The organism is Methanoplanus endosymbiosus, from assembly GCF_024662215.1.
GTDB lineage: Archaea > Halobacteriota > Methanomicrobia > Methanomicrobiales > Methanomicrobiaceae > Methanoplanus > Methanoplanus endosymbiosus.
Genome location: NZ_CP096115.1, coordinates 2,721,518 through 2,734,558, shown reverse-complemented (window position 1 = coordinate 2,734,558; position 13,041 = coordinate 2,721,518). Strand labels below are relative to the sequence as shown.

The window sequence follows — 13,041 nt, the reverse complement described above, 5'->3', positions numbered from 1 at the left end:
CGCAGCCATAATCATGTCTGCCGGATGCCTCCAGTCACAGGCAATGGAAAACGGAGATAACCAAACTCCGCAGGCCACTCCGGCAGAGGAGGTTCAGACAGAAATTCCTGCTGAAGTCCTGGAACCGGCAGCAACTGAGGATAAAACAGACGCAACAGAAGAGAACTCTGATAATTCTTCAGCAGACAATGAGACTGAAAGCAGTGAATCAGAAAATCCGGAATCTGACGGACTTTCCGGAGCAGAAGAAACACCCACAGGCGAATTATCCAATTCATCAGAGAGCAACCCTTATCTTCCGGTTGTAGTCTGTGAGAACATAACCCCTGCTGAGTACAGACCAATCTGGCCCGCCGGAACAATTCTGTCTGACAAAAAAGGTGAATCAAAGGGAATTATCACCAAAGTGGACTATGAACAGAACAAATACTACTTCAGAAACCTGATCCTCCCTCCGGAAGATGCTATGCCATATCTCTTAAAGGACAACTCATTTGAACAGATGGGGCCTGTATTTGATTCAAAGTCAATTGAAGAAAAATACCCGGGATATGAAGGAAAGATGATGAAGATTACAATCTACGGAAACGGTGCAATCAAATCCGAGATTGGCTATCTTGAATATGGCACAAAAGAGTCAATGAAGCACACTTCAGCTGATTAGATTCAGCCAATACTTTTTTTCCGGAAAAAAAGGATATTCAGACCGTATGAGTTACAGAAGGAAGTTTTTCGTCCGGATACGGCTTATTGTATGTCTCTGTAAACCCGTCAGGGAATGTAATTGTTGTTTTGTCAGGAACAAGACTGTCAGATTCAGGAATATATGCACCAATTATAGCATTGTTGCCTGAGAATTTCTTTGTATAGCTCCCCACCTGGTCATAGGGAAGTGACGGGGTCTTATATGTTGTGTCATTTCCGTATGTGACCTTTGCAAAACCCGGAATCTTAAACGAGACCTCTTCTGAAGTGAGATCAAGCACTTCAGCGTCATCTCCAAATGCATCGGTAAGCCCACCCTCTAAAAGACCCTCTTTATTTGGAAATAATGCAAAGGCTATCGACTCACCCCACGAGAGGGAATAGTCATAATTAATAACTGCACTGCCGTCCGCCTGAACATCTATATCCAGATCGTGCGAATCAAATGCGCTTACACCTGTTACCAGCAATGCTAATGCAACTGTCAGCACCAGAAAATTTATTTTCATCTTCATCTTATCACCTGCCATTGATATATTAACAGTATATAATCCGCCGGACTAAAAAATAGTTTGGGTGGTATTCTTCCCGGTTTTGTATTGATCAGTTACACTCTAACCTTTCAGAAAGTGAACTACCTCTGGGCTAAAGACCCAGAGGCTTCCTGCTTCATTCTCCGAACTATTATTCGTGAGTCCACAGGCCCTTCCCCTCGTCCCGAAGGTGTATAATTATTAAATTCCAATTAGATTTTGTCTATCAAGGGCAAATTTCCTGATGTTTATTGCGGCATTAATATCTCGATCATGGTGTATCCCACAGTCTGGACAAATCCAATCTCTATTCGCTAATGTTAAATCCTGATTATAATAACCACATTCACTACATATTTTTGTAGATGGTTCAAACTGCCCTATCCGTAAGACTGTTTTACCTTGCCGTTGTGCTTTATATTCTAATTTAGTAACAAATGAACTCCATGAGGCATCAGCGATATGCTGAGCTAATTTATGGTTTTTTAACATCCCTTCAACATTCAATGTTTCCACTGCAATTGCTTGGTTCTCGCATACTAATCTAAAAGAGAGTTTGTGCTGGAAATCATTGCGTTGATTGTGGATTTTTTCGTGGAGTTTTGCTACTGCTTTTTTTGCTTTATTTCTATTTTTAGAGCCTTTTTGTTTTCTGCTTAGCCGTCTTTGTAATACTTTCATTTGGGAAATAGATTTTTTTAAATTTCTCGGATTGTCAATCATTTCCCCATTGGATAATATTGCAAAATCTTTGATACCGAGATCAACACCAACTGTTGTATTTTCGCTAAAATGTTGCGTTGGAGTTTGTTTTTGTCCATCGTCTATCAAAATACTAATGAAAAATTTTCCGGTTGGTGTGACAGATACCGTTGCAGTTTTCTCAATTCCGTTATATCTTCGGTGTAATTTTATTTTGACCCATCCGATTTTAGGCAACCGGATTTTTTGAATTTCAAAATCCACCTTATATCCTTGCGGAACAGAGAACGACTGCACTGGATTTTTCCGGGATTTAAAATTAGGAAAGCCTTTCTTTTCCCGGAAAAACCGAGTAAATGCATTTTCAAGATTTAATATTGCACCTTGTAAAGACTGTGAATTAATGTCATTTAACCAGGTATGTTCTGATTTCAAATCAGGTAACATTTTATTCAATACAAATCTTGATATCGATTCACCATTGGATTTGTATGTCCGGAGTTTATTTCCCAAACCCCAATTGTAGATGAACCTACATGCGCCGAAATGTTGAAAGAACATTTTCTCCTGTTCTTTGTTAGGATACATTCGGTATCTGTAGGCCCTCAACATGCACGTGCAATTGTGTTTTACCACAATATATATTTTGTGCCATTATGATCTACAAACGAAAAAACCATAGTAAATATCTTCTTATGTATCATGTCAGTTTTGTATGTAAATATCGCTTACATCCCCTTGGCTAAAGACCAAGGGGTTTTACGCTCATATTATAAAAAGACTGACTCACCCGATAACCGGAAAAATATCCGGTTGGAACAGAACATTTCCGGCAGGTTCTTTTTATTATTAGCAAGGTTTTTTATTTATTAAATACACGAATATGTATGTCTTTTACATACGATATCGAAGTTCCGGCAGACGTGCCGGAGAGCGCAAAAGCAACTTACATCAAAAACTATGAGATGATCACCCACGCGAGCGGAAAACTCATGCTCTTTGCAGGCGACCAGAAGGTAGAGCACTTAAACAGCGACTTTTATGGTGAGGATATTCACGCAGACGATGCTGACCCCGAACACCTCTTCAGGATTGCCTCACAGGGCAAAATCGGAGTCTTTGCAACACAGCTGGGCCTTATTGCAAGGTACGGCAGAGACTACAGTGATGTCCCATACCTGGTAAAACTTAATTCAAAGACAAACCTTGTAAAGACTGCGCAGAAGGATCCTTACAGCCCGCAGCTGTACACAGTTGCACAGGTCGCAAAATTCAGGGAAATTTCAGGCCTTGATATTGCAGCAGTCGGCTATACCATCTATCTCGGCAGTGAATACGAAGAGAAGATGCTCGCAGAAGCGGCAAACATCATCTTTGAAGCACACATCCACGGCCTTATCGTCGTTCTCTGGATATACCCCAGAGGCAAGGCAGTTGCAGACGAGAAGGATCCGCACTTAATCGCAGGCGCAGCCGGAGTTGCAGCAACAATCGGCGCTGACTTTGTAAAGGTAAATTCACCCAAAAAGGAAGGATTCACCGCTGCTGAAATCTTAAAGGAGGCAACTGTAGCAGCCGGAAGAACAAAGGTGGTATGCGCAGGCGGATCAAGTGTCTCAGCAGAGGATTTCCTGAAACAGTTATACGACCAGATCCACACCGGCGGAGCATCCGGCAATGCAACCGGAAGAAACATCCACCAGAAATCACTGGATGAAGCTGTAAGAATGTGCAATGCAATCTCTGCAATAACGATTGACAATGCAGATGCTGAAGCAGCCCTGAAGATCTACAACGGGGAATAAAAAACGGACAGCCAACTGAACCACTAACCCAAAAATCTTTTTTAAAGGTCAGAAATCCGGTTCACAACTCAATCTCAAGTGTTACCGGGCAGTGATCAGAACCATAAATGTGCGCAAGAATCTCAGCGCTTACAACAGACTCCGCTAACTCTTCACTGACAAAGAAATAATCTATCCGCCAGCCGACATTTCTCTCCCTTGCATGGCTCTTTAAGTCATACCACGAGTAATAACCGCCCTCCTTTGTAAACATCCGGAACGAATCAACAAAACCGGCATCAAGAAGTTTATCAATCCATGCCCTCTCCACCGGAAGAAAACCCGACACCTTCCCGTTCGCCTTTGGCCGTGCGAGATCGATCTCCTTATGCGCAGTATTGACATCTCCGCAGATGATGACATTTCTGCCATCTGCAAGAAGTTTCTCTGCCTGCCTCAGGCACTCGCTGTAGAAGTCAAGCTTGAATTCAAGCCTCTCAGCAGACGATTTTCCGTTTGGGAAATATATGTCAAAGAGCGAGAAATCCGGATAATCAGCAATGATAATCCGCCCTTCAGTATCAAATTTATCAGTGCCGAATCCGAATCTGACAGATTCAGGTTCATCCTTTGTATAGAGCGCAACCCCGCTGTAACCTCTCTTCTCTGCTGACGAAAAGCAGGAGAAATAACCATCCGGATGCCTGAGTTCTGAAGGCAGCTGATCCTCATGCGCCCTTGTCTCCTGAATACAGAGTATGTCGGGGTTATAACCCCTTACAAAATCCAGAAAACCCTTCTTATGCACGGCACGAATACCGTTTACATTCCACGAAACAAGCCTTTTTCTCAAAGTGACAAACCTCCCGATATTAGATAACAGGGCAGATCAAATAATCTTTATTGGTCAGAAAAAATACTAATAAACAGGAAATATCCCATGAGAGTTAAGATTTGCGGAATAACCAATAAAAACGATGCAGTATTTGCAGAAACATCGGGCGCAGATGCAGTGGGGGTTGTAATCTCAGAGGAATCAAAGAGAAATGTCACACCAGATAAAGCAAAGGAGATCTTTTCGGCCTTAGGGCCGTTTGTCTCTACCGTAATTGTGACCCATACAGAATCAGAAGAAGAGATGAGAGAGATTGCAGAGGTGAACCCGTCTGCAATACAGGTCTCAGCAGATGTCAGGATTCCGGATTCATACAGAGGAAAGATTATCCGGGTTGTATCTGACAATGTCCACAATCCAGAAGACCTCCCAAAAAACTGCAATGCACTCATCATAGACTCAAGCCGGGGCGAAGGAAAGGAATTTAACCGGAATTTTGCAGAAGAAGTTATCAGGCATTCAAAAGTTCCGGTAATCCTTGCAGGCGGGCTTAATCCGGAGAATGTCAGCGATGCAATAAGGAAGTTAAGCCCCTATGCAGTTGATGTCTGCTCAGGAGTAGAGGAAAGTCCGGGCATAAAAGACCGCTTCCTGATCCTTGATTTTCTGAAGGCTGCCGGCAAACTTCCGGTGCTGAAAAGAAAAAAGCTGTGATATTTCCGGATGAAAAAAACATCATCCAGCCCAGACGGAATAATTTTGCATTCCGGATAAATATATGGAAACTGGTCCCTGAAAAAGAAGTTATATCAGAATGCAGGGCCGGACTTTGGCTCCACATCCACATCAAACTCATCAAGGAAAGGCATAACGCCCCTGATATAATATGAATCCTTTCCATCCGGATCTTTGATCATCCCGACATCCACCACTTTAATCTCAAGAGGGAACTCCTTTAGCCGCCCTTTGAATGAGGGATCATTCTCCTCCCCGAATTTCAGGAAAAAATCAACCGGAACAAATGGCCTGCCTTCAACAGGTTCGTCTGCAAAATCAGTGAGATCCTTTTCATAAGTGGAATTCACTGCAAGTTCCGGCTCAAAATAAAGAATAACCTCAACTGAAAACATTCTGCCCTTCTTCCGGAGATCAAGAACATCATACTTCTCCCCTTTTATAATGCCCATTGAAGAGAACTTATCCTCTGTCGTATCGCCGGGCAGATCTGCAATATTTTTTCTCTTCACAATAATCACGGTAATTTATGACTTTCAGAAATTAAAAAACTGAGTATTCTCCTCTCAGATGAACAGTTCGACACAATATCAGAATAATCTCAGGACTTAAGCAACAGAATGACCAAAAAAACCAAAATCTCCGGATATTACCGAATATCAGGGGAAAAATGAAATATTCCGGAATATTGAAATATAAAAAGATTCAATCAGGCAATGTAATTAAAATTATAAGGAGTATAAAAAATATGCCGGAATTCGGATCACCATTCTCAGGTCTTGCAAGCGACAGAAAACTGACAGATGAGGAATTAATCAGGGCTGTACGCTTCATGGTCTCAGCAGAATATGAAGCAATTCAGCTCTATATGCAGCTTGCAGAGTCCACAGACAACGAACTTGCAAAAGAAGTGTTAACAGATATTGCAGATGAAGAGAGAGTCCATGCAGGTGAGTTCCTGAGACTGCTTCACCACCTCGCACCTGACGAGCAGAAGTTCTATGACGAGGGTTACGAAGAAGTTGAGGAAGAGATAGAAAAACAGAAAAAATAAACCAGACCTTTTTTTATCAGGGCAGCAACCCGGCATTTCTCCGGAAAAATACAACAGACCAGAAATACCGGAGCAGACAGCCCACATATTTATCAGTACAATCGGCATCATAATCACAATTGATTACCATAAATAGGGATGGTTTTTATGACAGAATGTGAAAATGTGCAGGACATGATACGCCTCATGGCATCCAAACTGAAAGAGATGGCAGACTCTCTCTCAGATAAGGAGGTATCACAGTTTATAAAGGAAATTCAGAATTCAAGGAGCATCTATGTAATGGGGGCCGGAAGATCGGGCCTTGTTGCAAAATCCTTCGCAATGAGGCTTATGCATCTCGGACTGAAGTCATATGTTATAGGTGAGACCATAACTCCGGCGATGAAGGACGGAGATACAGTAGTCGCCTTCTCAGGGTCAGGAGAGACAAAAACAATTGCAGAACTCTGTGAGACCGCAAAGGCACTTAACGGCAGAATCTGTCTCGTCACATCCAAAAAGGACTCAAGAATCGGAAAGATTGCTGACTGTACAGTAGTCATTGAGAGCCACAGGGATAAAGTGGAAGACGAATCAGCAGAGTATGAGATCAGGCAGATGATGGGCGATCACAAATCCTTTGCACCGCTTGGCACACTCTTTGAGACAGGGTCAATGGTATTTGCCGACTCAATAATCTCCGCAGTGATGGAAATTATGGAGTGCGAAGAGTCTGACCTTAAATGCCGGCACGCAAATATCGAGTAAAGAACCAGAAGTGATCTGATCTCTCAGACAGACATAATATTTTTGGCTTAAATCCGGCAGCAGTTTACCCCGGAATCCGGATACAACAATCCTGTGAAGAGATGCCCGCCGGAAAGGATTACTATCGTTTAAATCAAACCATAAAATAGAGGAAATGGTGAAAATATGACAGAATATTCCAGACGGGTGACCGGAATTGAGATGTCCGGCATAAGAAAATTCTTCCAGAAGGCAAAAGCGGATTCCGTAAATCTTGGGATCGGACAGCCGGATTTTCCAACTCCGGACCATATAAAGAAAGCAGGTATTGAGGCAATTGAGAATAACCTCACAGGATATACCTTCAATTACGGTGTGCCGGAGTTAAGAGAGGCTATCTCTGAGAAGTTTAAGAGAGAGAATAACCTCTCATACAGTGCAGATCAGATTATTGTCACCGCAGGTGCAGGTGAGGGCCTGCATATTGCAATGCAGACCCTTGTTGATGATGGTGACAGAGTATTATTCCCGGACCCCGGTTTTGTATCATACAGGGAATGTGCGGTCCTTGCCGGAGGAATTCCTGAACCTTTTGCACTGACAGAAGACTTAGAGATAGACCCTGAAGCCTTAAAGCCTATGATCGATGATGCAAAGGTAATTGTGCTCAATTCACCCGGAAATCCGACCGGAACAGTTGAAAGCGTTGATACCATCAGGGCAGTGGTCGAATATGCGGATGACAAAGATGTAACCGTCATATCAGATGAGGTATATGAGCATTTCATTTATGACGGCAAAAAGCATGTCAGTGCCGCAGCGTTCGGGGATAATGTAGTAACAATAAATGCGGCAAGCAAGACCTTCTCAATGACAGGATGGAGACTTGGATTCATCGCCGGAAGTGAGGATTTCATTGAGCAGAGTATCAAGGTGCATCAGTACTGCCAGACCTGCGCAACCTCAGTCTCCCAGTATGCCGCAATTGCAGGCTACAGGGGAAGTATGGACTGTGTATGGCAGATGAGGGATGAATATGAAGCCAGAAGAAACCTCCTCTATGACGGACTGACAGAACTTGGCTTTGACTTTAAGAAACCAGGCGGCGCATTCTATCTCTTCGTCCCGATGGAAGATGAAACATTTAAAAAGATCATTGACGCAGGTGTTATCGCAATTCCGGGCGACGCTTTCGGTGAAAATTCAAAGAATTATGCACGATTCAGCTATGCCTCCTCAGAAGAGAATATAAAAGAGGCACTGCTCAGAATGGAAAAGATAATCTGAGATTTTACATTTGGGACATATGTCCTCATACTTATGATACATCAAAAACTACACAGTCCAGTATAAAATGGTCTGAAATTAAATTCACAAACATCAACAATATTTTTATAAAAATAATCAAAAAATACATCAGAGGCAAATAATATGATAAAAGATTTATTAAAGAAGCTTTCAGATGCACACGGTGTATCCAGCTATGAGGGAAATATCAGGGATATTATTAAGGAAGAACTTGCCGGTCATGTAGATGACATCTACACCGACAAGATGGGCAATCTCATTGCAGTAAAACCGGGCGATGACTTTAAATTCATGGTAGCATCCCATATGGATGAGATCGGCCTGATGGTTCAGCATATTGATGAAAAAGGATTTATAAAGTTTGTCCATGTCGGAGGATGGTTCAACCCTGTCCTGTACACACAAAGAGTAATTATTCACGGCAGCAAAGGCCCTGTAACTGGTGTAATCGGGGCAAAACCACCACATAAGATGAGTCCTGAGGACCGGAAAAAGGAGATCAAAATAGAGAATATGTTCATCGATGTCGGTGCTGTCAGTGAAGAAGAGGTAAATGAACTTGGCATTGAGATCGGATCTCCGGTTACGACTGACCGTGAATTTACAGACCTTGCAGGCAGCCGTGTCACCGGAAAGGCAATGGACAACAGGGTTGGAGTTGCAGTTCTCATTGAGACCCTTAAAAAGAGTAATTCACCACATACCATCTATGGTGTCTTTACAGTACAGGAGGAGCTTGGCCTTAAAGGTGCAAAGGTCAGTGCATTTGCACTTAAACCGGACTGCGCCATTGCAACGGATGTAACAATACCGGGTGATCATCCGGGCATGACAACGAAGGATGCAACTGTGGAGATGGGCAAAGGTCCTGTCCTTGTTCTCGCAAGTGCCTCCGGCAGAGGACTTATGGCAGACTGGAGAGTATCAGACTGGCTTAGAAAGACAGCTGAGGAGAACGAAATTCCGTACCAGCTTGAAGTCGGAGACGGCGGAAACACCGATGCAACCATTATCCACCTGGTCAGGGACGGGATACCAAGCATTCCGTTCTCAGTTCCGGCAAGGTACATCCACTCACCAGTTGAGGTCGTTGATATGAAGGACGTTGAAGCTTCAGTAGAGCTGCTTGTAAAAGCCCTTAAGACAAAACCTGACCTCACCTGGGACTGAACGAAAGGATAACTGTGGGACAATTACCACACAAAAACAGAACAGAAATCAGATAACAGACAGAAAAATCAAACCCTTTTTTTCACAGCATATTTATCCGGATAATTTCTCCGGAGGAGAACACTCCCGAATCTACCGGTAATTCCGGTCAAAAGTTAAATACCATCAGGACAATTAACAGATTACTATGAAAAAATGGACAGCCATTCCGGTAATACTTATAGCAGTCGGGATTGCTCTCTGTGCCGGATGCACAGGCACAGACAGCAGCAGTGCAACACCGGCAGCAACGGCTCAGACTACGGCAGCTGCAGCGACTATGACAGCAGAACCAACAATGAATTCGGATCTGATTCCGGGACCGACCAATCTGCCGGAGGATAAATATCAGGTGGGAGTGGGTGTTGATAAAGACGCAGTCTATGGCACAATCTCTGTGGAGTTCAGGGGAGGTATGGGCCAGAACTTTGTGAACAGCATTATGGTGGACTGCTACTATGCTGAAGGCGGCCATGAGACAAAGGAGCTTAGTGCTGACAGAGTAGGAGATACAGTAACATTTGACGGAGGCCAGAAAACCCAGGACAGAATTAAAGTGACAGTCACATATGACGGATCAATTGGATCATATGTCATCTATGACAGCCTTATTCCACATAAAGAGATAATCCCGATGACAAAGTAAGATAAAGCAGTCCGGAAATTCCGGCAAACTCAAACATTTTTTAAACAAAAAAATAAAAAGAAATCAGAGGCAGTCATATATCAGGTGCAGTCATCATACCTTATTCTCTGCAATAATATTCCGGATATAACGGACGAACTCATCAAACTGCTGCTCATCAGCACTGCCCTTTGCAAACTCAACTGCCGAGCAGCCGTCAAGCAGATTCCTGACATGACTGACATCACCGGAATAACTGCCGATGCGACCAATTATCTCAAAAAGCTCCTCATTTGTAACCTCGCTGCCGTCATAACAGTGGTGTGAGAGATATACCCTCAGGGCCTGCCCGGCCTTTCCGTATGCAGGGACATAATCACCCTCCGCAAAAGCAGATTCAGCTTCATCAAGCAAATTTAAGGCATATTTCCGGCAATCAAAAGAAGCCTTCCCAACATCTGCCATAACGTTTTCATCCCCGGCATCACCACTATTTCCGGAGAAGTACTTCTTGTAGGCAAACCATCCGGAAACAGCCAGAACTGCAATAATAAGTATAATCAAAACCGGAAACAGCCATGAATAGTCATCATCACGGATAAGCTCAACCTCATTGACCACCTCAAGATCAGGACTCAGTTTTGCCGTAATCTTTGGATAATTTCCGGCATTTCCATCTGCTGAACCATCCGGATCATTCAGACCTTTCAGACTGTCCGGATCATCCACATCATTTACATCCCCAAAAGAAGCAAATACCTGTTCAAATGAAGCTTCATCCTTCGTGTAATTAACCGCGGCTGATATTGAAGCAAAGCCTTCCTTTTGCAGTGTACCACAATAACTCCTGTAGGTCTCATTATTCAGAAGGCTCTCAGGTATAAGATTTTCCTGTTCTTCCGGGTCAAAACTTTCCAGAACAGACTTAACTTCACCATCACTCATCTCACCCGAAAGTGTAACCAAATCTCCGGCAGAATTCTTATATTCACGTGTAAACGAGCCGTCACTCATACTCTGCGGGTTTACTGATTCAGAGGTCATCTCATAACCCTCTTCAGATAATTTCTCTTCAGTACTGCCGAGCAGTTCATCCCCGGAAATAGCCTCAGAGAGAGCACTCTTCTCTTCAGCATTCTCCTCAGCCATCTTCTCCATCTGCCGCTTTAAGGATTCTGAGTTATAGGACTGCTGTGAATTCTGCAATGCCTGCTGAGCGGAGGACGGCTGCTGTGCCTGACTGCCCATCATCTGGTTAATCAGGTTCTGCTGCTGTTGCATCTGACTTGCCATCTGCTGAGAGGCAGATGAACTCTGCTGGTTTGAAGAAGAAGACTGCGATTCAGTACTTGTCTGAGGATTCTCCTGGTTCTTTCCGGACGTATCGTCAGTGAAGTGAACAGTGAGGGTTCCAAGAGTTACAACTTTTGAATCACTGCCGTCAGAATACTGAAAAGATAAATCAACATCAATATCCTTTTTACTGTCTGAATACAACCCATTCAGCGTAAAATCACCTGAACCGGCAGGAACAGTCATCGGAGTGCTCTGTGTATTTGAACTGGAATATGAAAAACCTCCGGATGATACACCTTCAGTAATCTTATACGAGAGCTGACCGGATACAGCATTTCCAAGATCATTGTGGTACCCTATAGCTATCTCAGCCTCAGTTCCTGTACTGAAATAGTAATCCTTCCGGTCAGTCTGAAAAGTTATGTCATCCGCAAGTACGGGCGCAGCTAAAAGGGAGAGTAGGAGCAGGAATACAAAATATCCATATCTCCTGCACTTCCGGGTATTGTCCGGTTCCCTGAAATTTCCGGATTTTTCAGATCTGTTCCATACTCCGAATCTCTGAATATCGGTTTTCACTGGATGATACGCCCCCTTCCGTATCTCATGTAAACCTCTCCCAAGAGGAGAATCATCGAAGCGATATAGAATACAAAGGCTATGCCTGTATCCTCCTTCTCCCGCTTAATCTCTGAATTCAGGCTGGAATATATATCCGAAAGTGTCCGGTCATCCACTGATTTGAAATATTTTCCGCCGGTTGAATCAGCAATCTCCTGTAATGTTGCCTCATCAAGTTCGGCATACTGCGGATTGCCAAACCAGTCATATCCTAAGACAACCGGCTGATTAGATCCCATTCCAATTGTAAAAACCTGAATATTGCTCTCTTTTGCATAAGCTTCAGCCTCCTGCGGGGATATTACACCGGCGTTATTTACACCGTCAGATAAGAGAATTACAACCTTTTTCCGGTTCGGAATCGAGTCTGCCATATTTATGCCAAGTGCAAGGCCGTCACCTATCGCAGTGGCGCCATCCTTTGCCATAATATCATGCAGATTATCAGTCACCTTATCCTTATCCGGTGTCAGGTAACTCGCAGTCGATGCTCCGGATTCAAAGACCACAATGCCGGCGTAGTCCTTTGGATCGAGATTATTAATCAGCTTTTCAGCCGCATTTTTGGAGGCTTCAAGCCGGTTCGGGGAATAATCAGTCGCCTGCATACTTCCGGAATTGTCCATCACAAGGACAACGCTTACGCCCTCCTTAGTCTGCTCAAGCGGGATATGCGGATCAGCAAGCCCTATAAATATGCAGCCTATTGCTGCAAGGATCAGAATTACAAGAATTTTTGGTTTCTTTGACTTAGATACATCTCCAAGAGTGCTCTTTAAAAAACTCACCCTTGAAAAGACCATAGCCTCCTGCTTTCTCTTCTTCGCCGAACTCTCAATATAATACCAGCATACCGGAAGAATCAGAAGGCCAAGTAACCATTCCGGGCTGTAAAAACCTGCCAT

14 protein-coding genes are annotated in these 13,041 nt (G+C 43.5%); 8 read left to right on the top strand and 6 right to left on the bottom strand.

The window, feature by feature from the left end; translation table 11 throughout:
- Positions 1-13: 13 nt before the first annotated feature.
- Positions 14-664: a hypothetical protein gene (locus L6E24_RS12660; protein ID WP_257742333.1), complete on the top strand. Its 651-nt coding sequence runs from the start codon at positions 14-16 to the stop codon at positions 662-664.
- Positions 665-701: 37 nt separating this feature from the next.
- On the opposite strand, the gene L6E24_RS12655 is transcribed toward L6E24_RS12660, so the two are convergent.
- Both L6E24_RS12655 and L6E24_RS12650 read right to left on the bottom strand, forming a co-directional pair.
- Positions 702-1,220, bottom strand: a complete 519-nt coding sequence (locus tag L6E24_RS12655; RefSeq protein WP_257742332.1) for a hypothetical protein — start codon at positions 1,218-1,220, stop codon at positions 702-704.
- A 219-nt stretch (positions 1,221-1,439) separates the two neighbouring features.
- On the bottom strand, positions 1,440-2,501 hold the full coding sequence (locus tag L6E24_RS12650) for an RNA-guided endonuclease TnpB family protein (protein ID WP_257744029.1): 1,062 nt from the start codon (positions 2,499-2,501) through the stop codon (positions 1,440-1,442).
- A gap of 326 nt (positions 2,502-2,827) precedes the next feature.
- Between L6E24_RS12650 and L6E24_RS12645 the strand changes: the two genes are divergently transcribed.
- Entirely contained in the window at positions 2,828-3,745 is a 918-nt protein-coding gene (locus tag L6E24_RS12645; protein ID WP_257742331.1) for a beta/alpha barrel domain-containing protein, read from the top strand.
- Between the two features lie 61 nt (positions 3,746-3,806).
- Here L6E24_RS12645 and L6E24_RS12640 read toward each other — a convergent pair whose 3' ends face one another.
- Positions 3,807-4,577 (bottom strand): exodeoxyribonuclease III, encoded by a 771-nt coding sequence (locus tag L6E24_RS12640; RefSeq protein ID WP_257742330.1) that lies wholly within the window; start codon positions 4,575-4,577, stop codon positions 3,807-3,809.
- 87 nt (positions 4,578-4,664) lie between these two features.
- Between L6E24_RS12640 and L6E24_RS12635 the strand changes: the two genes are divergently transcribed.
- On the top strand, positions 4,665-5,273 hold the full coding sequence (locus L6E24_RS12635) for a phosphoribosylanthranilate isomerase (RefSeq protein WP_257742329.1): 609 nt from the start codon (positions 4,665-4,667) through the stop codon (positions 5,271-5,273).
- A 95-nt stretch (positions 5,274-5,368) separates the two neighbouring features.
- Here the strand turns inward: L6E24_RS12635 and L6E24_RS12630 are convergent, their stop codons facing one another.
- On the bottom strand, positions 5,369-5,806 hold the full coding sequence (locus L6E24_RS12630) for a hypothetical protein (RefSeq protein WP_257742328.1): 438 nt from the start codon (positions 5,804-5,806) through the stop codon (positions 5,369-5,371).
- A gap of 236 nt (positions 5,807-6,042) precedes the next feature.
- Between L6E24_RS12630 and encB the strand changes: the two genes are divergently transcribed.
- The 5 genes from encB (at position 6,043) to L6E24_RS12605 (ending at position 10,240) form a co-directional block, all read left to right on the top strand.
- A complete protein-coding gene (gene encB, locus L6E24_RS12625; protein ID WP_257742327.1) occupies positions 6,043-6,348 on the top strand; it encodes an encapsulin nanocompartment ferritin-likeEncB family encapsulin nanocompartment ferritin-like cargo protein cargo protein in 306 nt (101 codons plus the stop codon).
- Positions 6,349-6,495: 147 nt separating this feature from the next.
- Entirely contained in the window at positions 6,496-7,098 is a 603-nt protein-coding gene (hxlB, locus tag L6E24_RS12620) for a 6-phospho-3-hexuloisomerase (RefSeq protein WP_257742326.1), read from the top strand.
- Positions 7,099-7,263: 165 nt separating this feature from the next.
- Positions 7,264-8,364 carry a pyridoxal phosphate-dependent aminotransferase gene (locus L6E24_RS12615; RefSeq protein WP_257742325.1) on the top strand — a complete coding sequence of 367 codons (1,101 nt, stop codon included), beginning with the start codon at positions 7,264-7,266 and terminating at the stop codon, positions 8,362-8,364.
- A gap of 144 nt (positions 8,365-8,508) precedes the next feature.
- The gene (locus L6E24_RS12610) at positions 8,509-9,555 is read left to right on the top strand and encodes a M42 family metallopeptidase (RefSeq protein ID WP_257742324.1); all 1,047 of its coding nucleotides are present in this window, start codon (positions 8,509-8,511) and stop codon (positions 9,553-9,555) included.
- Positions 9,556-9,742: 187 nt separating this feature from the next.
- Positions 9,743-10,240 (top strand): hypothetical protein, encoded by a 498-nt coding sequence (locus L6E24_RS12605; RefSeq protein ID WP_257742323.1) that lies wholly within the window; start codon positions 9,743-9,745, stop codon positions 10,238-10,240.
- A 93-nt stretch (positions 10,241-10,333) separates the two neighbouring features.
- On the opposite strand, the gene L6E24_RS12600 is transcribed toward L6E24_RS12605, so the two are convergent.
- Positions 10,334-12,094 (bottom strand): hypothetical protein, encoded by a 1,761-nt coding sequence (locus tag L6E24_RS12600; protein ID WP_257742322.1) that lies wholly within the window; start codon positions 12,092-12,094, stop codon positions 10,334-10,336.
- Positions 12,091-13,041: a vWA domain-containing protein gene (locus L6E24_RS12595; RefSeq protein WP_257742321.1), complete on the bottom strand. Its 951-nt coding sequence runs from the start codon at positions 13,039-13,041 to the stop codon at positions 12,091-12,093. Before L6E24_RS12595 ends, L6E24_RS12600 begins: the two co-directional genes overlap by 4 nt.